Origin of the sequence: Arthrobacter antibioticus, assembly GCF_030063205.1 — a bacterium.
In the GTDB taxonomy this organism is placed as follows: Bacteria; Actinomycetota; Actinomycetes; order Actinomycetales; family Micrococcaceae; genus Specibacter.
Genome location: NZ_JASISQ010000007.1, coordinates 1 through 23,627, shown reverse-complemented (window position 1 = coordinate 23,627; position 23,627 = coordinate 1). Strand labels below are relative to the sequence as shown.

The 23,627-nt window shown below is 56.7% G+C and carries 18 protein-coding genes and 1 riboswitch; of the genes, 6 read left to right on the top strand and 12 right to left on the bottom strand.

Features of this window, described 5'->3' with window-relative positions:
* Nucleotides 1-12: 12 nt before the first annotated feature.
* Entirely contained in the window at nt 13-1,278 is a 1,266-nt protein-coding gene (locus QMG40_RS13905) for an ABC transporter substrate-binding protein (RefSeq protein ID WP_283531698.1), read from the bottom strand.
* Nucleotides 1,279-1,513: 235 nt separating this feature from the next.
* On the opposite strand from QMG40_RS13905, the gene QMG40_RS13900 reads away from it, so the two are divergent.
* Entirely contained in the window at nt 1,514-2,668 is a 1,155-nt protein-coding gene (locus QMG40_RS13900; RefSeq protein ID WP_283531697.1) for an ROK family protein, read from the top strand.
* Between the two features lie 546 nt (nt 2,669-3,214).
* Here QMG40_RS13900 and QMG40_RS13895 read toward each other — a convergent pair.
* Complete coding sequence (locus QMG40_RS13895; protein ID WP_283531696.1) at nt 3,215-3,598, bottom strand: hypothetical protein; 384 nt, start codon at nt 3,596-3,598, stop codon at nt 3,215-3,217.
* Nucleotides 3,599-3,761: 163 nt separating this feature from the next.
* Here QMG40_RS13895 and QMG40_RS13890 point away from each other — a divergent pair, with 163 nt between their 5' ends.
* Nucleotides 3,762-4,124: a hypothetical protein gene (locus QMG40_RS13890; RefSeq protein WP_283531694.1), complete on the top strand. Its 363-nt coding sequence runs from the start codon at nt 3,762-3,764 to the stop codon at nt 4,122-4,124.
* Between the two features lie 19 nt (nt 4,125-4,143).
* A complete protein-coding gene (locus QMG40_RS13885) occupies nt 4,144-7,119 on the top strand; it encodes a glycoside hydrolase family 2 TIM barrel-domain containing protein (protein WP_283531693.1) in 2,976 nt (991 codons plus the stop codon).
* A gap of 217 nt (nt 7,120-7,336) precedes the next feature.
* Here the strand turns inward: QMG40_RS13885 and QMG40_RS13880 are convergent, their stop codons facing one another.
* The 7 genes from QMG40_RS13880 to nrdI form a co-directional block, all read right to left on the bottom strand.
* Nucleotides 7,337-8,272 carry a sulfite exporter TauE/SafE family protein gene (locus tag QMG40_RS13880; RefSeq protein ID WP_283531692.1) on the bottom strand — a complete coding sequence of 312 codons (936 nt, stop codon included), beginning with the start codon at nt 8,270-8,272 and terminating at the stop codon, nt 7,337-7,339.
* Nucleotides 8,273-8,352: 80 nt separating this feature from the next.
* Complete coding sequence (locus tag QMG40_RS13875) at nt 8,353-9,750, bottom strand: MBL fold metallo-hydrolase (RefSeq protein ID WP_283531691.1); 1,398 nt, start codon at nt 9,748-9,750, stop codon at nt 8,353-8,355.
* Nucleotides 9,751-9,997: 247 nt separating this feature from the next.
* Nucleotides 9,998-12,412: a phosphoenolpyruvate synthase gene (gene ppsA / locus QMG40_RS13870; RefSeq protein WP_283531690.1), complete on the bottom strand. Its 2,415-nt coding sequence runs from the start codon at nt 12,410-12,412 to the stop codon at nt 9,998-10,000.
* A 60-nt stretch (nt 12,413-12,472) separates the two neighbouring features.
* Nucleotides 12,473-13,315, bottom strand: a complete 843-nt coding sequence (locus tag QMG40_RS13865) for a pyruvate, water dikinase regulatory protein (protein ID WP_283531689.1) — start codon at nt 13,313-13,315, stop codon at nt 12,473-12,475.
* Nucleotides 13,316-13,461: 146 nt separating this feature from the next.
* Entirely contained in the window at nt 13,462-14,487 is a 1,026-nt protein-coding gene (nrdF, locus tag QMG40_RS13860; RefSeq protein ID WP_283531688.1) for a class 1b ribonucleoside-diphosphate reductase subunit beta, read from the bottom strand.
* 26 nt (nt 14,488-14,513) lie between these two features.
* Entirely contained in the window at nt 14,514-16,676 is a 2,163-nt protein-coding gene (nrdE, locus tag QMG40_RS13855; RefSeq protein ID WP_283531687.1) for a class 1b ribonucleoside-diphosphate reductase subunit alpha, read from the bottom strand.
* Nucleotides 16,673-17,155, bottom strand: coding sequence for a class Ib ribonucleoside-diphosphate reductase assembly flavoprotein NrdI (nrdI, locus tag QMG40_RS13850; RefSeq protein ID WP_283531686.1), 483 nt, complete (start codon nt 17,153-17,155; stop codon nt 16,673-16,675). The genes nrdE and nrdI overlap by 4 nt, the downstream gene beginning before the upstream one ends.
* Nucleotides 17,156-17,379: 224 nt before the next feature.
* Nucleotides 17,380-17,473: riboswitch (TPP riboswitch) on the top strand.
* A gap of 71 nt (nt 17,474-17,544) precedes the next feature.
* Here nrdI and QMG40_RS13845 point away from each other — a divergent pair.
* Together QMG40_RS13845 and QMG40_RS13840 are read left to right on the top strand one after the other, a co-directional pair.
* A complete protein-coding gene (locus QMG40_RS13845; protein WP_283531685.1) occupies nt 17,545-18,309 on the top strand; it encodes a 3-oxoacyl-ACP reductase in 765 nt (254 codons plus the stop codon).
* A 16-nt stretch (nt 18,310-18,325) separates the two neighbouring features.
* Nucleotides 18,326-19,660, top strand: a complete 1,335-nt coding sequence (locus QMG40_RS13840; RefSeq protein ID WP_283531684.1) for an LLM class flavin-dependent oxidoreductase — start codon at nt 18,326-18,328, stop codon at nt 19,658-19,660.
* A gap of 85 nt (nt 19,661-19,745) precedes the next feature.
* Here QMG40_RS13840 and QMG40_RS13835 read toward each other — a convergent pair whose 3' ends face one another.
* The 3 genes from QMG40_RS13835 to QMG40_RS13825 form a co-directional block, all read right to left on the bottom strand.
* Nucleotides 19,746-20,723, bottom strand: coding sequence for a zinc-binding dehydrogenase (locus QMG40_RS13835; RefSeq protein WP_283531683.1), 978 nt, complete (start codon nt 20,721-20,723; stop codon nt 19,746-19,748).
* A 36-nt stretch (nt 20,724-20,759) separates the two neighbouring features.
* Nucleotides 20,760-21,263, bottom strand: a complete 504-nt coding sequence (locus QMG40_RS13830) for a MarR family winged helix-turn-helix transcriptional regulator (protein ID WP_283531682.1) — start codon at nt 21,261-21,263, stop codon at nt 20,760-20,762.
* Between the two features lie 61 nt (nt 21,264-21,324).
* Nucleotides 21,325-21,786, bottom strand: a complete 462-nt coding sequence (locus tag QMG40_RS13825; protein WP_283531681.1) for a MarR family winged helix-turn-helix transcriptional regulator — start codon at nt 21,784-21,786, stop codon at nt 21,325-21,327.
* 137 nt (nt 21,787-21,923) lie between these two features.
* On the opposite strand from QMG40_RS13825, the gene QMG40_RS13820 reads away from it, so the two are divergent.
* Nucleotides 21,924-23,375, top strand: coding sequence for an MFS transporter (locus tag QMG40_RS13820; RefSeq protein ID WP_283531680.1), 1,452 nt, complete (start codon nt 21,924-21,926; stop codon nt 23,373-23,375).
* The last annotated feature ends 252 nt before the right edge of the window (nt 23,376-23,627 follow it).

Sequence of the window (23,627 nt, the reverse complement as noted above, 5' to 3'; positions counted from 1 at the left end):
GTCCTTTAAAATCTAGGCGTTGCGAGTGGCAACGCGGTGCCAAGCGTCGTCGAGCGTGGTCAGGAAAGCATCGTCATTTCCGTTCAAAGCCAAGGTTTGGAAGTAATTATTCAAGGTGATGGCCGGCGGAAAGTAGTTGGTAACGTTGAGGTAGTACTTACCGGAGCTGATCAACGGCTGCAGCCCGGCGATCTGAGGGTTGATGTCTTGTGAACCCTGCTTCAGAGGAGAGAACGCGGAGAATTTGCTGTTGTAGGCGCTAACAACTGCAGGGTCCATCAAGTAATTGACGAACCGTTTTGCCGCTGCAAGTCGTGGAGAAGAGCGGACAATTGAAAATGTCATGTCCAGGGTAACTTGGGCGTGCGTATCGGCGGGATCTTCGCTTGTGGGCAGTGCAAAGGTGCCCACTTTGAGGTCCGGATTGATGGTTGTTAGCTCGGACAACGCCCAAGGCCCCTGCATATACATGGCGGCACCGCCCTTGGCGAAGGCAGCGTTGCCATCGGTGTAGGACTTACTGCCAGCATCTTTTTGGGTGAATTCTAGAATCTCAAGAAACTTCTCGGTGGCAGACTTGAAACCGGTGCTGAAGGAAAGCTTGGTGCTGGTTTTCAGTTCCTCAGCAGTGCGCGGCATGTGGGAGAAGAAATCTGCAAGATCCACTGTTCCTCCAGCGGTGTAACCGTAGGGCTGTCCCAGCGTCCAGGAGTCCCTGAAAGTCCCGTAGATTGGCGTGATCCCGGCAGTCTTGAACTTCTTGCATACTGTGAGAAACTCGCTCCACGTGGCGGGAACCTCCACCCCGTGTTCGGCAAAGAGCGTCTTATTGTAAATAACGCCTGCGGCTGCCAATGAAAAGGGCAACGCGCTGAGCTCTGATCCTTGATACTGCCCAAAGGATTTGATGAGTTCCAGCGCTTTGGGATCGGCCATAGTTGCTGCCGGGAGGTCGGAGAGGTCAGCGAAAATGCCCTTGCTGGTGAAATCTGCCACTGTTACCGAGTATGAGTTAGTGACAACATCCGCGGGGTTATTGCGGATCAGCCCGGGTACCCAATTGCCGGCATTGAAGTCCTGGATGACGCGGATATCAGTATTCTTTGACTCAAAATCCTTGATCAAAGTGTTGAAATATTCCACCACTTCGGGTTTGTTTTGCTGCAGACGTATTGTGGTGATGCCGTCAGTGCCTGAGCAGGCAGGTAGTGCCAGTGCCGCTCCGGCAACAGTGGCTAGAGACAAAAGCTTCCGACGGGTGAAGGCGGATGGGCTCACTGCATAGTTCCCGCAGTGGATGACAGAATGGCCTGCATAAAAACTCCTTTGTTCTTTCTGGCAGCAGTGGAGCTGTGTTGCGACCCGGAAGCGAACAGTTATAGAAAATTTGACTCATATATTTAGATTCTAAATTTATGCCCTGTTAGTATTATGTACATCACACGGTAAGACGTCAAGGGATGATTTCTTGGAACTCACGGCAAGTACGCCCCAGCAGCTCCGGCAGAGGAATATGAGTGTCATTTTGGCGCACATGCGGCGGTGTGAAGCTGTTACCGGCACTGACCTTATCGAGGCAACTGGGTTGGCGCGTGCAACAGTCATAGCGGTATGCGATGACTTGATTGAAGCCGGCTGGGTGCGGGAATTACCGCCACAGAAACTAACAGTGCAAAAAGGGCGCCCGGCACGAATCTTCGAATTTGATGCTCTGGCCGGAGTGGTTGTGGGTCTGGACTTCGGGGCGGCCAAGACCACTGCACTGGTGGCAGACTTGCGCGGAAACATTCTGGCAAAGGCCACAGAGAACCTGGGCGGTTTCACTGCTCCTGATGCCCAACGCCTAGCCACTATTGACAAAGCCATCAAGAAGGTACTGGGTGAGGCAGGGGTTGCCCCTACTGATGTGCTGGTTGCTGGGGTAGGTATTGCCGCGCCGGTGGACCGCAGCGGAAACATCTCCCACAGCCAACTCTTCTGGGAAAGCTTTGACATTGGCATCCAAGAGAATCTGCGTGACCGCTACGGCTGGCCCGTGCTGCTGGGAAACGATGCCAACCTGGCTGCCATGGCCGAGCATTGGATGGGCGTGGGCAAGGAAGTTAGCGATCTAGCCGTCATGTTGGCAGGTGAGCGCATTGGCTTCGGACTGATGGATTCGGCTCAACTGCGCCATGGCGTATCAGGGCGCAGCGGTGAAGTGGGACTTTTAGAGTTGGTAGATGGAGTGGGCACTCCGGCTGGAATTGCGGCATTAGCCCGCGACATGGCTCTAGCCGCCTGCAAAACCGGCGCTCCGGCAACAGTCCTAACTACCCAAGTGGACGCACATAGCGGGGAGATCCCCGCCGAGGCCGTCTTTGCCGCGGCAGCACAGGGGGACCAAGTAGCTCAACAGATCCTTGATTCCATTGGCAGGCGTATCGCCAGGGTTGTAGCGATCATGGCAACGTTTACGGATCCTGAACTTGTGGTGATTGGTGGGGCAGTGGCGGCATCTTCGGAGGTTCTGCTCAAACCCCTGCGAGAGGAACTGGTCCGGTTCATGCCTAACCCTCCTCGCGTGGAAGTCTCTACCCTTGGCGACGCCATAGTTGGCCTAGGTGCGGTTCGGTTAGCCCTTGACTATGTGGAAAAACATGCCTTGGACTTGCTGCTGGTCGGCTAGATACCTGCGAACAAGCGTAAGAATAGGGGCACTGCGCTATGCAACCTCACTTTATTGCGATCATCACCGATGACCAATGACCAATGACCAAGGTGCGTGGACCAGGGGGCGAACTATACCCGAACGTATTCCCCTGCCCTTGACCAGCCGGGTGCAGCGGGACGGGAATCTACTGAGTTCTTTTGTGCTTCACCTGTTTGTTCACCTGCTCGGGCGTCGGTGCCCACCGGAAGAATGCCATCGGCACACGGGGTCCATGACTGGATCCGGGGCGAAAGTGATGCAGGCTCAACCCGTGGCGTGCGCTACCTGAAGCCGTTCTCATTCACCCCAGAGTTACTACCAACCTCCGGTTACAGTTGTGCACACTCGGGAAAGTGGCAGCTGGGTGATGCCAGAGAAGCCGCACCCGGTTTCAACCGCTGGTTCAGCCATCTCTCCGGCGGGGCCCCTACTACGGTGCGGCAGTCTCTGACAATGGCGAATTACGCACCGAACCTGGTTACATCAGTGACGCCATAGGGTCCAGAACACCACCCGGAACGACTAAGAGCACTGTATTAGGGGTACGACTTCCCCAGCATTGTCCACGAAGATGCCCATGATTGGTCCAAGTGGAACAAGTGGAACAAGTGGGACAACGGCGAGCTTGCCGCCGCCATGCGCTGTCCCCAAGAGGCCCTCAGAGGATTTTGTGCTGCGCTGACGGGAGTAGACCAAGGTGCACAAAAGCTGGTCGCCACCTTGGAGGAATTGGGCGCACGCCAGGACACCTAGATCATCTTTCTTCCCGACAATGGTTTCAGTTGTGGCCACCACGGCATCTGGGGCAAAGGCAACGGCACCACACCCTTGAATGTTTGGGTGGATTCGATCCGTGTCCCGTTCTTCCGCAATAGACCATGCAGCATTGCGCCGATTTTGGACCACCGCACAACGGCAGCGGTTTCTTTGCACGCAACCTTGTTGGAACAAGCCGGTGTGCAAAAACCGCAGGATCCTTGGGGTGCGGGGGGAATCATGTGCCAAGTCCCCACTGACTGTGCCTGGTTCTGTGCCTGGTCATAGGCTGGGGACTCGGGTGAGGACTAGGATGGGGACTCGTCAGGGGACTAGCCAGGATTTGGATACGGCTGTGGTGATCTATCACGAGTACGGTGGAACGCGCATGATCTGTACCGGATATTATAAATACGTTTACCGCCATGCTGGTCCTGATGAGCTCTCCGAGCTAAAAGCAGACCCGCAAGAATGCCACTGCTTGATTGGCGATGAACTCCATGCGGGAGTGCTTTCCCAACTCCATCAACGCCTTGTGCGGTGGTTTCAAGACCCCAGTCATGCGGCCTATGACGGCTTTAGCCGCCCAGTCACCGGATTGGGACAAAACTCGCCGGTAAGGACGCCACTAACTGACGAGGAACGGTACGAGCGCGTAAAAACCGCCACGCCCTGACATGCAAAGGATCCACACTGTGAACCCGCTCCCTTCGCGCGCCAACCTCGCCGCCGGCCCCTACGATCCAATGATGGAACTCACCAATCCTGGACCTGGCACCGGCAGCCTGCCTCCGCGTGCGCACCTGGAAACCGGCCTGCCTACCCGCTCACTCAATGGTGACTGGCGGTTCCACTATTCGGAGTCGGTGGCTAGCGCTCCCACCGGTATGGAGAAAGAAGTGTTTAACGACGGCGCATGGGACACGCTGCCTGTCCCCTCGAGCTGGAATTTCCATGGATACGGGGCCCCTTCTTATACAAACGTGCAATTCCCATTCCCACTGGATCCACCTTTTGTTCCCGATGCGAATCCTGTGGGAGACCACAGACTCACTTTCGATGTTGGCACAGAGTTCCTCCACGGGGCCGTGCTGCGCTTTGATGGGCTCGATAACGCAGGAACTATTTGGCTCAACGGCCACTTGTTGGGCACCACCCGGGGTTCAAAGCTGGTGCACGAATTCGATGTCACAGGTATTCTCCGCGCCGGAGCTAACGTGCTGGTGGTGCGCGTGGCCCAATTTTCGGCGTCGAGCTATTTAGAAGATCAGGATGCGTGGTGGCTGCCAGGAATCTTCCGTGACGTGACATTGCTGGCCCAACCGCAGGCATCCATTTGGGACGTCTTTGTGCATGCCGGTTATACCGTTGACGGAGTGGGTACGCTCCGGGTAGAAATCAGTCCGCCACTTCCAGATGTGGTGGCGAGCATTGCCGGGCTTGGTTTCAGCGAGGTGCTTGAATTTAGCCAACAGCAAGGCGGGAGTGGAATCTCCAAGTCTTTTGAGCTGGGGCCCGTGGAGCCTTGGAGCGCCGAGTCTCCCACTTTGTATGAGCTAACCCTTGCCACGCCGCTGCAAAGCATGCCTTTGAAAGTGGGTTTTCGCAGCATCACCGTTCACGACGCTCAGTTCAAACTCAACGGAGCGCCGTTACTGTTTCGCGGGGTGAACAGGCACGAGCACAATCCTGATCGCGGCCGGGTCCTTTCACGCGAGCAGATGGTCAATGAATTGTGCTTAATGAAGGCCCACAATATTAACGCGATCCGCACAGCCCACTACCCGCCGCACCCTATGCTCCTGGAGCTGGCCGATGAACTGGGCTTTTACATTATTGACGAATGCGATTATGAAACCCATGGCTTTGAGGACGGTGATTGGGCAGGAAACCCCAGCGCGGAACCCAGATATTTAGAAGCGCTGCTTGATCGGATGAGGCGGACCGTTGAACGCGATAAAAACCATCCGTCAGTGATCATGTTCTCCTTGGGCAATGAAGCAGGCACGGGTCCGAACCTTCAAGCAATGGCGCAGTGGACCAAGGCGCGGGACCCCGAAAGACTGGTGCATTATGAAGGTGACTGGGCCTGCCCATACGTGGATGTTTATTCACGCATGTACGTTTCTCCAGCCGAGGTTGAGCTGATTGGTCGCCAGGAAGAAGCGCCGCTGCCTGATCAGGACCAGGACCGGCACCGGAGGAACCTGCCGTTTATCCTCTGCGAGTACGCCCATGCCATGGGTAACGGCCCCGGTGGGCTGCAGGAATACCAGGACCTTTTTGATAGATATCCGCGCCTGCAAGGAGGGTTCGTGTGGGAGTGGATGGAGCACGGCATCCGCCAACATACCCCGGACGGGGAGGCGTATTTTGCCTATGGTGGAGACTTTGGCGAGAGCGTCCATGATGGAAACTTCGTCATTGACGGCCTTGTCAGCGCGGATTTAGAACCCCGCCCGGGCCTGCTCGACTATAAGAAAGTAGTGGAGCCTTTGGCTCTTGGGATCTCCACCGACTGGCGCGAGGTCTCTATCCGGAACAAATATGACTTCGTGGATACCTCGCATCTGAACTACACCTGGGTGGTGGCTGGGCCTAAAGGCATGATGTCTGCGGGCACACTGAACATCCCGGTGACAGCGGCGGGAGCCAGCACCACTGCCGAACTTCCCCCTGAGATCGCGGCAGAGTTGGCACCGGAGCGGGTCTTGACCATCAGCGCCACCTTGGCCGCGGATGAGCCATGGGCGCCAGCTGGCCACGAGATCGCTTGGGCGCAGCGTGGCCTTCCACTCGTGCCAATTGTGGAACTGCAAATTCAGGGCGGCGCTGAGGCAGTGGCGCAGGACGGAAATCTGCGTTTTGGTCCGGCAACGTTCAGCGTGGGAACTGGTGAATTGTGTGCTTTCAAGTCCGTGCCCGTCAATGGGCCGAGGCTGACGCTGTGGCGTTCGCCCACCGATAACGACAAGGGCAAGGACCATTCCCAGCCCGGGTCTCCGCGCGCTGCCGACATCTGGCAGAGTGCCGGGCTGCCCCTTCTACAAGGGCGTTTGCGGTCAATGACTCACGACGCCGGAACGCTGGCTGTGCGGGTGCGTTACGGCGTGCCGGTAGCTCGCCACCATGTAGATGTTGATTATGTGTGGCGAACCAACGGGACATTGTTGGAACTGACCGCACACGTTGAACCGAGCGCAGGTTGGGGAGTCAGCTGGCCGCGGGTGGGCTTCGACTTCGAGTTCCCGGGTGAGTTTTCGTGTGTCAGCTGGGCAGGGTTTGGGCCCGGACAAAAGTACCCTGACACGGGCATGGCTGCGCAGCGTGGTTGGTTCAGTGCCTCCATTGCGGAGCTGGCGGTGCCGTACGTCAGGCCGCAGGAAAATGGGGCACGGGCGGGAGTTACCTGGTTGGAGCTAGCCACTGCACAAACAGGAGGCGAGAGCATCTCCTTCCACGGCGAGGACTTCTCCTTCACGCTCCGGCCCTACTCGCAGCAAGTATTAACCGCCGCCAGGCACACCCCGGACCTGGTGGCCGATGGCATCTCTCACCTCACACTTGACGCTGCGGTGCATGGGATTGGAACAGCCTCTTGCGGGCCGGGGGCGCTGCCCCAATACCAGCTTGCTCCGGGATCTGGCACATTCACGGTGGTTCTGAGCTAAACCGCAGCGCTTGGAAAATGCAGGCTTTATAGTTTCCCGTAGCCAGCCAGGTTTCAAAACAGCAGTCACGACATGTGTTTTTGTGATTCTGCTGAGCAGCGGCGGTTGGGCAGGCTCAAGGTGCGTGGTGGTTGCTTATAATGATGCCGCGCGTAGTCCTACTGCTACGGATTTTGCTGGACTGTTGGCGGCGTTCTCACACACGCCACCCACACCTTCAGCCTTCCGTCGCGGTGTGGACAGCTTCTGCTGTGGGTACAGTATCCGCGGGTTTAACGCTCTCAGCTGTCCTCTTTGTGGCATTCAAGAACCGGTAGGCCATAACAGCCAAGCCAATAGCAGCGGCCACAATGCCCAGAATGCCAATAATGAAGTTAGCCGGCGTGGCCAGCTCCTGTACCAAGACAAACACGCCCATTAGGAGCACAAAGTAACCAAACCCTGTGCGCAGACGGGCCTCGGGGATGCGTCCGACTAGACGCGCACCAATAAATGAGCCGAGAATGGCCGCTACTGTTACCCCTCCTACCAGGGCCCAGTCTAGGCTGACAATAGTGAGGTAGCCGCCAAGGCCTGCGAAGGATTTCATGGCAATCACCACCAATGAGGTGCCGACGGCCACAGGCATGGACAGCCCGCCAAGTAACGCCAGTGCCGGCACAACGAGGAATCCACCGCCGGCGCCAACAAGGCCTGTCACCAGCCCAACAATGAGGCCCTCGAGGATGACCTTAGTGACCGGCAGCTCACCACCCCGGTTACTCCCCTCACCGGTTGCAGAGGTGGGCTCTTTGCGCCCACGAATCATGGCCAGGGATGTTGCCACCATCATCAGTGCGAAGGCAAGCATAAGGATGGTGCCGGGAATGTGGCCACCAAGGAGTCCTCCTGCAAACGCCCCGACCATGCCTGCGGCACCGAAAATCAGTCCGGTGCGCCACCGCACCCTCTTTTTGCGCGCATGATTAACTGCGCTGACAGCTGAGGTTGCGCCGACCACGAACAACGAGGCAGCAATCGCTTCCTTCGGGTTCATCCCGGCCACGTAAGTCAGGATCGGCACGGTAAGAATAGAACCACCACCGCCGAGCAGACCCAAGGAAAGCCCGATCAGCACCGAAAGCAGGAGGACGGCAACGAGAGTAACTGTCATTGGATAGGCCCCGTCTGTGCTTGTCTAGCGCGTTTTTATCTATAAAAGTGGTGCCGGCAGGAGAGCTAAGCAGAACGGTATTAGCCGTTCTGCCTTTGGTGCCAGTCAGCCCAGCCGGCATAACTACCTTCGAGTTCAACGACGTCGAACCCTGCACGGCGCAAAGCGGAGGCGGCCACGGAGTTGCGGACGCCGGATTGGCAGTAGCTGACAATGGTGCCGGTCTCCGGTAACTGATCTGTATTCCAGAGCACCCGCCCAGCACTGAGCTGTTTGGAGCCGGGCACATGACCATCCTCGTGTTCATTTTTGTTGCGAACATCAAGCAACAGTGCGGAATCGAATGCGGCCAGCTCAGCGGGGGAAATAGTGCGCGCAGCAGATACCGGCAGGCCCGTCAAAGAGGTGATGAAGCCAGCAACCGCATCAATACCGACACGGATAAGGTGATCCCACATCTCCATGGCTGAATCTTGGTCAGATGCCAGCAGCACAACTGGGCGCTTATCGGTTTCCGGATCCAACGCCCAAGCGCCGTAGCTGGCAGATTTGGAACCCGCAGGAATGTTCAGCGCCCCTGCTACAGTGCCTTCATGAACTAGCGTGTGGTGCCGGGTATCCACAAGCCCAATTTCATCGGCGGCCAAGCGGGTGCCAAGCTCTTCCGTTGAAATTTCAGTCAGCGCGTCCCTACTGCCCAGAATGGCCGGGCCCTGTCGGTTTTGCCGTTTCATCCGGCCAAAATACGCAGGTGCATCGGGCTGGCCAGTAAGGAGAGTTGCAATAAATCCTGCCTCGTCATTGGCGGCCAAGTACGGACCCCACCAAGCAAAGTTGCGTTCGTAGCCAACAGTGGAGGAGGGGATGGCGCCCAGTGCTTTGCCACAAGCGCTACCAGATCCGTGGCCTGGATATACCTGAATATAGTCAGGGAGTGTTAGGAACTTTTCCTTCAGTGAGGCAAACAGCTGGTGTGCTCCCAAAAAGCGGGTATCAGCACCTCCGGCGGTCTCATCCAGAAGATCCGGGCGGCCTAGATCTCCTGCGAAGACAAAGTCTCCGGAAAGCAAGAAACCCGGCTGGTCACTGAACGCACCATCGGTGATCAGGAAAGAGAGATGCTCCGGAGTGTGACCGGGTGTGTGCAGAGCCTGGATGGCGATGTTTCCCAGTGTGATGGTGTCCTGATCATAAAGTCGAACTCCGTCGAAGCCGTACTGCCAGTCTTCTCCGCCTTCTCCTGAGAGGTAGGTGGTGGCACCGGTTGCTGCCGCGAGTTCGCGGGTTCCGGAGAGGTAATCGGCGTGGATGTGGGTTTCCGTGACGGCCACGATCTTCATACCGTTGCTGGCTGCGAGTTGCTGGTAAATTGCAATGTCGCGCCGGGCGTCAACCACCAGTGCCTCACCTTTGACCTGACAGCCAATGAGGTAACTTGCCTGCGCAAGGTCTTCATCATAGATACGTTCGAGAAGCATATCTCTCCTAGGTAAAATGAATGATCCCAATACCCCATGGGGTATGTGGCTAGTTCTCATCATAATACGCCCTAGGGTATTGTGCAAAGAGGGTTGGTGGCAGGTTTGAGCGTTAGATTGCCCCCGTGTGCGTAGAGAAAGAAAATTGACCGGCACGGGCTCCTCAGAGCCCGTGCCGGTCAATTATGCGTGTGTGCGACCTCAGCTAAAAGTGCTCGCCATTAACTGGCTCCGTTAGCTGGCTCCGTCAACTGGCGGTGTCAGCCGCAGTGCCGGCCGCAGTGCCGGCCGCAGCGCCCGCCAGACGCAGCCATGTATCCACCACTGTGTCAGGGTTCAAGGACACCGAATCGATGCCTTCACTGACAAGCCACTGGGCAAAGTCGGCGTGGTCGCTGGGACCTTGCCCGCAAATTCCCACATATTTTCCTCTGGCTTTGCACGCCGCAATGGCCATGCTGAGAAGCTTCTTGACCGCCGGATTGCGCTCATCGAAGCTGCCCGCCACAATGGCGGAATCCCTGTCCAGCCCAAGCGTCAGCTGGGTCATGTCATTGGAACCGATGGAGAAGCCGTCGAAGAGATCTAAGAACTCATCGGCCAAAAGTGCATTGGCTGGCAGTTCACACATCATGATCACTTCCAGGCCGTTCTCACCTCGGCGCAGTCCATTCTCGGCAAGCAGCTCGATCACACCGCGACCCTCCTCGAGTGTGCGGACAAAAGGAATCATGAGCTTGACGTTGCTTAGACCCATCTCATTGCGGACAAAGGACAGTGCTTCGCATTCAAGGTCAAAACAATCCCTAAAGGAGGGTTCCAAATACCGCGCGGCGCCACGGAAGCCCAGCATGGGGTTCTCCTCATGCGGCTCGTACGCGGAACCACCCAGTAAGTTCGCGTACTCGTTGGACTTGAAATCTGACATGCGCACAATGACCGGATGCGGTGCGAAGGCGGCGGCGATAGTTGCCACCCCCTCGGCTAGACGCTTGATGTAGTAATCCCGAGGGCCGTGGTAGGCCGCGATCCGCTCCCTAATTTCGGCAGCCACCTCCACCGGCTGATCGTCCATATTCAGCAGCGCCTTGGGGTGGATTCCGATCTGGCGGTTGATGATGAACTCGAGCCGGGCCAAGCCCACACCATCATTGGGCAATTGCGCAAACGTGAACGCCTGCTCCGGTGTGCCAACGTTCATCATCATTTTCACCGGCGCTTCGGGGAGTTCGCCAATCTCGGTCTCCTCCAAGCTGAAATCAAGCAGCCCCTGGTAGATAAACCCGGTTTCCCCTTCCGCGCAACTGACTGTCACTTCTATCCCGTCGGAGAGAATATCTGTTGCATCCGCTGTACCAACGACGGCGGGTATCCCCAGTTCGCGGGCGATGATTGCGGCGTGGCAAGTGCGTCCACCACGGTTGGTGACGATGGCCGAAGCCCGCTTCATAATCGGTTCCCAATCCGGGTCCGTCATGTCTGCAACGAGGACGTCACCGGTTTTGAAGCTGGCCATCTGGTCAATGGAGCTAAGGATCTGGACCCGGCCGGAACCTATCCGCTGACCAATTGCGCGGCCTTCTGCCAGCACGGCGCCGGTCTCATTCAAACGGAAGCGGCTCAGCCGTCCTGCTGCCCGGCGGGACTGGACAGTTTCCGGACGTGCCTGCAGGATGTACAGGCTGCCATCAATGCCATCCTTGCCCCATTCGATATCCATGGGACGGCCGTAGTGGGCCTCGATGGCGACGGCATGGCGGGCGAGCTGCTCCACGTCGTCGTCCGTAATGCTAAAACGGTTTCGCAGCTGCGCCGCCACCGGAACAAAATCAATGGTGCGGCCAACCTCTTGATTCTCCGTGTACGTCATCTGCAGGGCCTTCTCGCCAAGCCCGCGCTTGAGAATGGCGGGACGGCCGGCCTGTAATGCCGGTTTGTAAACGTAGAACTCATCCGGATTAACGGCACCCTGAACCACGGCCTCGCCCAGTCCATAGGAGGAGGTCACGAATACGGCGTCCTGGAACCCTGACTCGGTGTCCATGGTGAACATGACCCCCGAAGCTCCAACGTCGGAACGAACCATGCGCTGAATACCGGCCGAGAGGGCCACCTCGGCATGCTCGAACTGGTGGTGCACCCTGTAGGCGATGGCACGGTCATTGTAGAGAGAAGCAAAGACGTCCCTTACAGCCAACAAAATATTCTCAATCCCGCGAACATTCAAGAACGTTTCTTGTTGCCCGGCAAAGGAAGCCTCGGGAAGATCTTCCGCCGTTGCGCTGGAGCGCACAGCCCAGGAAAGCTCTGCTGAACCACCGTGCTTATCCACCAACTCTTGGTACGAGGAGCGGATCTGCGCTTCAAAGTCGGGGTGGAAGGATGTTTGGCGCATCCATCCCCGGATTTCCTGGCCAGCAGCAGCCAGTGCACTGACATCATCGGTATCCAAGCCGTGGAGCCGTTCAACAATTCGTGCATCCAAGCCCGAATCGGCCAGAAAACGGCGGTAAGAATCCGCCGTCGTGGCAAAACCGTCAGGTACTTGAACGCCAGCCGACGTCAGGTTTTGCACCATTTCCCCGAGCGAAGCATTTTTTCCGCCCACCCGGTCCAGATCAGCGAGCCCCAGCTCTGAGAACCACAGAATGTCCGTCGTCATGATTATTGCTCCTTTGCAATGAATGGCGCGCGGGGCGAGTGCCACGCGAAGTATGTTTTTCTAACGCTTAAGTCTCATTTGGGCCAAGATGGTCGCAGCCATCTCCTCCACCGACACACTCGCCGAGTTCAAATACGGAATCCCATGCGCCGAATACAGCCGCTCGGCACTGCGCAGCTCAAAACCACACTGTCCCAGTGAAGCATAAGGGGAGCCGCGGCGGCGTTCAGTGCGCACCTGACTGAGCCGAAGAGGGTTGGAGGTGAGCCCAAAGCACTTCTGTACAAAGGGGCGCAGCGGTGCGGGCAGCCCCTCCCTCTCGAAATCCTCATCAACCAGCGGAAAGTTCGCCGCAAAGATCCCGTGCTGAAGCGCCAAATACATGGTGGTGGGTGTTTTCCCGCACCGGGAAGGGGCCACCAAAATCACTTGAGCCTTCTCCAGCGCTCGCAAACTTTGCCCGTCGTCGTGCTCCATGGCGTATTCCACAGCGCTCATCCGTGACTGATAGCGGGCGGCGTTTCCCTGACCATGTGCACGTCCGGGTTCGCCACTGGCCACCACACCCAGAGCCTGCTCTAATTGGCCCACGTGAGTGCCAATCAAATCCACCATGGTGGCTTGACACGCCGAGAGTGCCTCGCGGATATCAGCACCCACAACCGTGGAGAACACCAGCGGGGCACTACCCTCGGCGGTGAGCCGATTGATAGTTGCCACCACTGTTTTCGCCTGATTGACGCTGGTGATAAAAGGAATAGTGTTGCGCTCAAAGATGCTTGCCGGGAACTGTGTTAACAAGGTGTTCCCTAGCGTCTCCGCCGTGATGCCGGTGCTGTCCGAGAGGAAGAAAACCGGGTGGGGTACCTCAATGATGTTCTGTACGTTTTGGCTCTGATCCATCGTGGGTCTTCCTTGACTCGTGGGTCGTGCTCACAGGAAACAAGCTATCACCCCCGATTTTTTCTGACGCCACAATCGAGTGCCGTGTGCCCCTCCCGGCGGCGGTTTTGGCCAAAACTGCCGGGAGGAGCGCAAAGGGCCGGACTTTAGAAGTCCCAGTCGCCGTCGTCCGTGTCCTGCGATATACCAATGACATACGAGGAACCAGACCCGGAGAAAAAGTCATGGTTTTCATTGGAACCAGGGGACAGTGCCGCCAAAATCTCCGGGTTAACCTGAGTCTGCTCAGCCGTGAAACGGGCCGGATAACCCAGATTCATCAGGGCCTTGTTGGCGTTGTAACGAACAAAAACGGCCACATCCTCCATGAGATCCAACGGTTCATAGAGCTCACCGGAGTACTGAAGCTCCAGCTCATACAGCTCTTCCAGCAGCTCGTAGGTGAATTTGCGCATTTCCTCCTGCTCGCTCCGACTGCGCTTTTCAAGCCCACGCTGGTACTTATAACCGGAGTAGTAGCCGTGCACTGCTTTATCTCGAAGGATGAGGCGGACCATATCCGCTGTATTAGTCAGCGTGGCGTGCACGGAGAAGTGCAGTGGCAAGTAAAAGCCCGCATAAAGCAGCAGTGAAGACAGCAGGGTTGAAGAGACCTTGCGTTTAAGCGGATCATTTCCGTAGTAATGTTCCAAAACCTTCTTGGAACGTGTTTGCAGAAGATCGTTTGCCACGGCCCAGCGGTATGAATCATCAATCTCGGGCGTGCTGGCGAGAGTGGAAAAGACGCTGGAGTAGGAGCGGGCGTGCACCGATTGCATGAACGCGATGTTTGTATAAACCGCTTCTTCATGTTCGGTCTGGGCGTCCTGAATCTGGCAGATCTCCCCAACAGTTGCCTGCACGGTGTCCAACATTGTCAACCCGGTGAAGACGCGCATGGTTAAGGTGCGCTCCTCATTGGTCATTGACTGCCACGCCGGGATGTCATTGGAGAGCGGGACTTTCTCAGGGAGCCAGAAATTTGTGGTGAGCCTGTTCCACACTTCGGGGTCCTTTTCATCAACAATCCGGTTCCAGTTGATGGGACGCAGACGGGCTTGAGGATCATGCTGGTAGCCAGGAGGTGTCACCGAGAGCTGGGCAGTCGCCTGGGTTTTTTCAGAGGGTGTCATGAGAGTGCTTCCTTAGAGGGTTGGAGTCAGAGGGCGCAGGAGACGCAGTTTTCAATTTCCGTCCCGGCCAAAGCCAGTTGGCGCAAACGGATGTAATACAGGGTTTTGAGACCTTTTCGCCACGCATGGATCTGTGCCTTGTTGATGTCCCTTGTTGTTGCCGTGTCCTGGAAGAACAAGGTGCAGCTCAGGCCCTGGTCTACGTGCTGGGTGGCCGCCGCATAGGTGTCTATGATCTTCTCGTAGCCAATTTCGTAGGAGTCTTCAAAGAATTCAAGGTTTGAATTATCCATGTGCGGCGCGGGGAAGTAGACACGGCCCAGTTTGCCTTCCTTGCGGATTTCAATTTTCGCGGCGATTGGGTGGATCGATGCCGTGGCGTTGTTGATGTAGGAGATGGAGCCGGTGGGTGGCACCGCCTGCAGGTAGGCGTTGTAAATGCCATCCCTCTGGATGGCGGCCTTCAGCGCACGCCAGTGCTCCTGAGTAGGAATCTCTATCCGGGCCTCTGCGAAAAGCTGACGCACACGGTGAGTGGAGGGTGCCCAGGCCTGATCGGTGTACTTGTTGAAGTAGCTGCCATCTGCATACGTGGAGGTGGCGAAGCCCTCAAATGTGACGCCGCGTTGGGCGGCGATCTGATGTGAGGCACGCAGAGCGTGATAGGCAACAGTATAGAAATACATGTTGGTGAAATCCACTCCCTCGGCGCTGCCGTAGTGGATGCGCTGGGAGCCGAGGTAGCCGTGCAGGTTCATCTGCCCCAAACCAATTGCGTGGCTGGCATCGTTGCCTGCTGCGGCAGAGGGGACAGCATCCAGAACCGATTGGTCAGAGACGCTGGTTAGTCCGCGCACTGCCGTTTCGATCGTTGCGCCGAAGTTTGGTGAGGCCATTGCTTGAGCTATGTTCAAGGAGCCCAGGTTGCAGGAGATATCTCGCCCCACCTCTGTGTAGCCAATCGCGGCGTCGTAGCTAGAGGGGGTGTTGACTTGCAGAATTTCGCTACACAGGTTGGACATGTTGATCCATCCGGAGATGGGATTGGCACGGTTGACAGTATCTTCAAAAAGTACGTAAGGGTAGCCGGATTCAAACTGCAATTCCGCCAGCGTTTTGAAGAAACCGCGGGCACTGATGGTGGTTTTTCGGATGCGGGGGTTGGCTACCAGTTCTTCATAGCGGGAACCAACGGAGATGTCAGATAAGGGCGTGCCATATTCGCGCTGAACATCGTAGGGACTGAATAGGTGCATGTCGCGATTGTCGCGAGCCAGCTCAAAAGTGATGTCAGGAATGACCACCCCAAGTGAGAGGGTTTTGATGCGGATCTTCTCATCAGCATTTTCCCGCTTGGTGTCAAGGAAGGCCATAATATCGGGGTGGTGGGCATGGAGATAGACAGCTCCTGCTCCCTGCCGGGCTCCAAGCTGGTTGGCGTAGGAGAATGAATCCTCCAAGATCTTCATAACCGGAACCACCCCTGAGGCCTGATTCTGAACCTGCTTGATAGGCGCGCCTGACTCGCGCAGGTTCGTCATCAGCAAGGCAACGCCGCCACCGCGTTTGGAGAGCTGCAGCGCGGAGTTTACGCTGCGACCGATGGATTCAAGGTTGTCCTCCATACGCAAGAGAAAACACGAGACCATTTCACCACGCTGCTTCTTTCCGGCATTCAGGAACGTGGGGGTTGCGGGCTGGAATCGGCCGGAGATGATCTCCTCAACTAATTTTGTAGCAAGCTTCTCATCCCCCGCGCCTAAGTAGAGTGCGGTGGCGACCACGCGATCGGCAAAGTTTTCCAAGTAGCTCTTGCCATCGAAGGTTTTTAGTGTGTAAGAGGAGTAGAACTTGAAAGCGCCCAAGAAGGAAGCGAAGCGGTGATCAGCCTGCTGAGCCTGGGCATAGACCCCCTTGACGAAGGACCAGTCATAAGCGTTGATGAACGCTTCCTCGTAGTAGTCATGCTTAAACAGGAAAGCAATTTTTTCCTCGAGGCTCTCAAAGTGTGCAGTGTTTGGGATGACGTCCTGGCGGAAGTATTCGCGCAGGGCCTGTTGATCCTTCTCAAGTTGGATTGAGCCATCCGGTGCGAAAAGGTTCAACTGCGCATTAAGTGCGTGGTGCTCCTTCCGGGTTCCAATGCCTTTGTGCAAGGGCTTTTCGGCTATTACAACGGTGGAATTCATAGTTGATCCTTTTCCTTGGTGGCGGCCTCTGCCCAGAACCGGGTGAGGCCCTCATTGACTCGTTCAACGTCATAGTCGGTGCCCAGCAGTTCGAACCGATACAGCTCAGGGATCTTGCATTTCCCGGCGATCACGGACCCTGCCAAGCAGTAGTCCTCGCCAAAGTTTGTGTTCCCAGCGGTGATAACCCCTCGCAGGAAACCCCGATTGACCGGGTCATTGAGGAAATTGATGACTTGTTTGGGTACCGCTCCCTCGCGTGCACCACCGCCATAGGTGGGGACCACCATGACAAAAGGGCGGGTGAGTTGGATCTGGCCTTCCAGCTTGGGACGCAGCGGTATTCGTACGGAATGACGGTCCAAACGCTTCACAAAGCGCAGCGTATTTTCAGAGACGCTTGAGAACACCACAAGATCCGAAGATGCTCTGCGACTGGGGGGATTAAAAGCCGCCGACTTGGCTCTGTCCTGGCTCACTAGGGTTCCTATCTGTTTTAACGATCCGCCTCAAGACCACTACATCTAGTGGCTGTAACTCTAAAAGACGCTGCATCTAGTAGTATCATTAATCTGAACTTAAAAGTTAGGCGCACCGAAATTATTGTTCTCTCCGTCTGCCCCAGTGGCGTTTTGAGGTGTGTGAGAATTAGGCCGAGTGAGGCGTGCGTTAGGGCCCTGGCAACCGTGGTAGCTTGGGTTCTGGACACGACACGGGGTGCCGCATTGCGGCTGAGAGCTAGACCCGTTGAACCTGATTTCGATAATCCGAGCGAAGGGATGCCGGTCCAGAACAAAGGCCATAGCGCTCGCAGCAGCGTGGGAATCGTGCTTTTGGGCATCCTTTTACTCATATGAAAGGTGCACACATGCTGATCAAAGACCAAGTTGTACTCATTACCGGCGCTGGGCGTGGACTCGGTACCGACGTGGCCCGTTCCTTTGCCCGTGAAGGCGCCCGCCTGGTGCTGAACTACCGCAACAGTGAAGTCGCGGCGCAGGAACTCGCCCGTGAGTTCGGTTCAGAAAAAGCGATTGCGTTACGCGCAGATGTCACCAATGCTGGCGAGGTGAATGCCATGGTCGCTGCGGCAACCGAACATTTTGCTACACCCATCACCACGGTGATCAACAACGCTTTACCAGACTTTTCTTTCAACGGCGACGGCCGTTCGAAGGCCGAAGAGATTTGCTATGAGGAATTTCGGGCACAATTTGCCGGAGTTGTGGGAGGTGCCCTAAATACCATCCAGGCAGTAGTGCCGGGAATGAAGGAAGCTGGGTTTGGCGCCATCGTTAACGTTGGCACGAACCTGTTCCAAAACCCTGTGGTTCCATACCACGACTACACCGCAGCGAAGGCTGCCCTGCTGGCGTTGACCCGGACGTTCGCGGCCGATCTAGGACCATCAAATATCCGCGTCAATATGGTTTCAGGTGGGCTGCTGCGCACCACTGACGCCTCCGCAGCCACGCCAGAGCAGGTTTTCGACTTGATCGCCGGCGGAACGCCGCTGCGTAAAGTCACCACTCCGGCCGAATTTGCCGATGCCGCACTCTTCTTCGCCTCACCGTGGTCCCGAGCCGTGACGGGGCAAAATCTTGTGGTCGACGGCGGACTGGTCATGAACTAAGGACGGGGGAGTTCTCATGAACAGCACACGAGAATTACATATTAATGCCTTTCTTTTCGGGGCAGGGCATCACACAATGGGTTGGCGGCACCCGAATTCCAGTGCTGAGCGGGTAGGTGAGATTTCCTATTTCGAGGAACTGGCGCAACTGGCCGAAAGTGGCTGCTTTGACGCTATTTTCTTCGCGGACGGGCACGCCATCAACCGGACCTACACCGCGGGAGTGCCGTGGCTTCTGGAGCCCATTACGGCTCTGAGCGCCATAGCCAGAGCCACCAAAAACATTGGCTTGGTTACCACCGTTTCCTCAAGCTTTTATACACCCTTCCATGCTGCACGCATGCTTGCCTCATTGGATCACATCAGCGGTGGGCGAGTGGGGGCAAACATTGTCACCTCCATGTTTGATGCTGAAGCCCAAAATCATGGGTTCGCGGCACTGCCAAACCATGCTGACCGCTATGAAAGGGCTGATGAGTTTGTCCAAGTAATCCAGGCGTTGTGGGATTCGTGGTCGGATGAGGCGCTTCCCGCTGACAGGGAGAGTGGGACCTTTATTGATGCGGAGCAGATTCAACCGATCAACCATGAGGGCAAATACTTTTCCGTGAAGGGCCCGCTCAACGTTCCACGTCCTCCGCAGGGCAGGCCGGTGCTTTTCCAGGCCGGGTCCTCGGAAGTAGGGCGAGCATTCGCGGCTCGATTTGCCGAGGCTATCTATTCTGTTTCTTGGGATAAGGACTCGGCGCTAGAGTTCGCCGCCGATATGCGAGAGCGCCTAGCTGTTGCCGATCGTGCTCAAACCGTGGTTCCAATCCTGCCTGGACTAGTCACCTATGTGGCGCCAACCAGGGAAGGGGCGCTGGAGAAGAAACGCGCACTTGACGCTTATCTGGACATTCCAGCGGCAATCGCCCAACTGAACGTGTTTACCGGCCAGGATTACCGAACCCATGGGCTTGATGATGCGGTGGCTCCGCTGCCACCAGCGGCGACGTTCACCGGACCGCAGGGGCGGTACTTGACAGTGCAACGAATTATTGAAACCAAGGAGCCCACATTGCGGGAACTACTGGGCTTCCTGGCAGCCGGAGGTGGTCATGCCACCATGATTGGCACGCCCACCGAAGTTGCCGATGAAATTCAGGAGTGGTTTGAATCTGGTGCTTGTGACGGGTTCAACCTGATGTGTCCGGCCTACCCGGACTCCCTGAAGGATTTTGTTGACTTGGTAGTGCCGATTTTGCAGGACCGTGGGATCTTCCGAACCGCATACCCGGGCAGCACTCTGCGAGAAAATTTGGGGCTGTCCCGGCCTGAATTGAAATCTTTTGCCGGGCACACTACCTAGGGCGGTTTAGATTGACTCGGCTAGCCGGCTCAACCCGACTAGCCGAGTGAATCTCAGGCGCCACGTGGCTAACTATTGGTGCTGGTTAGGGGTGCAGCATGATCTTGCCGGTGCGGCCAGGAACAAAGTTTGCCCGGGCCGCATCCTGGGCATCCTCAAGTGAATAACTTGCCTCAACGGGAAGGGTTAGTGCTCCGGAGGCGAGCCGCTCAAGGAGTTCCTTCATGAGGGCACCGCGTTCTTGGGCCGGCATGGATGTGCTGACTTTGCTACCCCAAAAACCACGGATGGTGACCTGTTTGAAGATGACATCTGAGGAACTGATCTCCATGAGCGGGGAGTTCATGGCGCCAAACACCACAAGCGTGCCATTCTCCGCCAGCAGTGAAAGGACGTCCCCGCTGGCCCGTCCACCAACGGAGTCAACGCCAGAAGTAATCGGGGCACCATCGGCGATGGCACGAACGCGCTCAGCCCAATCGTCAGTATCCGTGGCAACGACGTTGCCGATTCCCTGATCAGCGAGTTCCCTGACGCCTGCGCTTCGGCGCACTAACCCAATAACGTTGATGCCGCGGGCAGTTGCTAGCTGGGCTAGAAGTCGGCCAACAGTGCCGTTGGCAGCATTTTGTACCAGCCAATCACCCTTGTTGAGTTTCAGTGATTCAAGGAGACTGATGGCGCTGAACGGCATCGACACCAGTTGGGCCGCTGCCTCATCACTAATGCTGTCATCGACAGGGAATACAGCTGCAGCTTTTGCAATGAAGTACTCAGCCCACACGCCAAAAGTGCCGCCGGTGCTCACACGTTGGCCCGGAGTAAACCCGGTGACACCTGTGCCGAGAGCGTCAATGACCCCCATGGCCTCGGTTCCGGCACGGGCAGGCAGCTCGGGTTTGAAGCCGTAGCTGCCACGGATGGTGAGTAGATCGTGGTTGTGAATCGTTGCCAAAACCATGCGGACGCGGACCTCGCCGGCGCCGGGGTCTGGGACCGGGATATTTTCAACTGCAAGGACCTTGCTGGGGTCTCCGAACGTGGTGTGCATTAGGGCGCGCATATTGCTCTCAATCGTGTTTGACCCGGACGCTTTTCTTCAAGCGTGGGTGGGGGGAGTGGTTTTTGAAGAATCGTTATCCAGCATTGGCGTGGCAGAAAGGTTGCGAATAACTTTGTGCAAAATCGACAGTGCATTCTTGCCGTCACTTTGATCCAGCTGGGTTGCCGCCGCGATGCGCAGAGGAATGTGGGCGAGCTCAGTACGTAAGGCCAGTCCGGCGTCGGTCACGGAAACAATCACTGTCCGTTCGTCAGCTGTTGATCGCTCCCGTCTAATGAAACCCCGTGTCTCAAGCCGTTTGATCAAGGGTGACGTTGTGCCCGAGTCCAGCATCATATTCTCTGCAACCTCCTTCACGGTCAGGGACCGGCGAGACCATAAAAGAACCAAGGCTAGATATTGGGGGTAGGTCAAACTCCACGGTTCAAGCAGGGCGTTATAGCGGCGGTTCGTTGCCCTGGCCGCAGCATATAGCGCAAAGCAGAGCATCGGCTCAAGAGGGTCTGAATCGATTGGTGGCGAGTGCGGCTGGTCTTCCATCCAGAAAGCTTTGCACACAAGATACTTGTGCACAAGTTAATTTCATTTCGTGCCAGGACTTTTACTCTTGCACCCTGGGCCAGGAGGTCTCTTCGAGACCCTCAACATCTTGATTGAAGTCCCGAAGCAGTTCCATGAACTGCGCCTGCTTGGTTTCGGGCCAATTGCCAACCACGCGATTGAGCCCTTCTTCATAGACTTTGCGAGTGGCAATGAGCGCGTCAATGCCGGCAGTAGTGGGGGCAATGCGGCGGGCAACCTCGCCCGGGGTGCCCGCTACATAGCAAACATGGTCATGGCGCAGCAGCATGCCAACCTGACGGTGGATGGTTGAGGTGTCGAGGCGAAGGGCCCTGGAGAGCTCCTTCAGTGTCATGGGCCCCACGGGCTCCAGACGATTAAGGAGCACATAAGCGGACCGCTCCAACGCTGGATCGTCATGGTAAAACGGGCGCAGTTGATAGCGAGAAAAGAGCATGAGCTCGTACTGCATCGACTTCAGCAAATCGCTGGATACTGTCATGGCGCTCCCTGTTTGCTCCGTTTCCATGACCCATTCTAGCGAAGCCTTGAATGAGACATATTTCATGTATGATGCAAAGCTTGTGTACTCTACAATAGAGTTAGTTAATTCAATCTTTCCGTTCGTACAGGAGCCCCATGACGCAAAGCCCCCCGGTAAAAGTTCCCAAATCACCTTCTCCACGCTTGGCCATCGTTGTACTGGCCTTCGTGGGAATTGTGGTTTCGCTGATGCAGACCCTGGTAGTCCCACTCATTCCACAACTACCTTTGTTGTTGAACACCACATCGGCAGATGCTTCCTGGATTATCACAGCCACCCTTCTGGCCGGGGCAGTCATCACCCCGATTGCTGGCCGGCTGGGAGATATTTTCGGCAAACGACGCATGCTGATGTTCTCCCTGATCTCCTTAGTAGTGGGCTCCGTGCTTTGCGCGTTGACAGATTCCATGGGTTTGATGCTCGTGGGACGAGTACTGCAGGGGCTGGCGATGGGTGCCATTCCGTTGGGTATCAGCATCCTTCGTGATGAACTGCCGCGGGAAAAGATTGGTGGCGCAGTTGCGACGATGAGCGCCACCATGGGGGTGGGCGGAGCAATTGGGCTTCCCGTTGCTGCGGTCATAGCCCAAAGCGCAGATTGGCATGCCCTGTTCTGGGCCTCCGCCGGACTTGGCATCATCGCTATAGTCATGGTCTTCGTAGTGTTGCCCGAGTCCACAATGCGCACACCTGCACGCTTTGACGGGGTCGGAGCAGCCGGCCTCGCTGCGGGTTTGATGGCCCTGCTTCTTCCCATTACCAAGGGTGCGGACTGGGGCTGGAGCAGCCTGCTGACGCTGGGCTTCTTTGGAGCTTCCGTTGTTATTCTGGTCCTATGGGGAGTTTTTGAGCTCCGTGTAAAGGAACCACTGGTGGACCTGCGCGTCTCGGCGCGTCCCCGCGTGCTGTTCACAAACCTCGCCTCAATTGCAGTGGGTTTCGCCATGTACGCCATGACGTTGTCCTTCCCGCAGTTGCTCATGGCGCCTTCCTCAACCGGATACGGGCTCGGCCTGTCCATGGTGCAGGCCGGCTTGGCACTGGCCCCCGGCGGCATTGTCATGATGGCGCTCTCGCCGGTATCCGCTCGCATAACAACCTGGCGAGGCCCAAAAACAACCCTGCTGATAGGTGGAGTGGTCATTGGGGCAGGTTACGTTCTGGCGTTCTTTCTCACCACAAATGTTTGGCAGGTAGTAACTGCGTCGATGGTGATCGGCGCCGGAATCGGACTCTCATACGCGGCTATGCCTGCGCTGATCATGAGTGCTGTGCCACAGACGGAAACTGGTGCGGCCAACGGGCTCAACTCCCTGATGCGTGCCGTAGGCACCTCCACCTCAGCCGCTGTTATGGGAGTCATTCTGGCGAACATGACAATGACTGTGGGAGATCTCGCGGTGCCCACCATGGAAGGGTTCCAGCTGACATTCGTTGCTGCGGCCGGTGCCGCAGCGGCAGCCATCGTTTTGGCATCGCTGATCCCGCGCCACCGGAAGGCTGTACCGGTCGATGTTCACGCCAGTAGTGAGCCTGCCAGGGTTTAAATTAATCTGAACACAAAGCAGGCTTCAGGGTGAGATCCCTGAAGCCTGCTTTTTTAGTGCCCGACGGCGGCGCCTTGTGTTTAGTTCTTTTACTTAGGTCTGTTGGGGTGTGAGTGGTTGTTCCCCGGTGATGGGTATTTCTTGGTTGTTGGCGTCGAGGAGTTTGCCGTTGTCCCAGTGGTCTCCGTGTTGGAGGCAGTGGGCTATTTCGGCGGGGATGAGTCGGTCTGTTCCGGCGGCGAAGACGGAGGG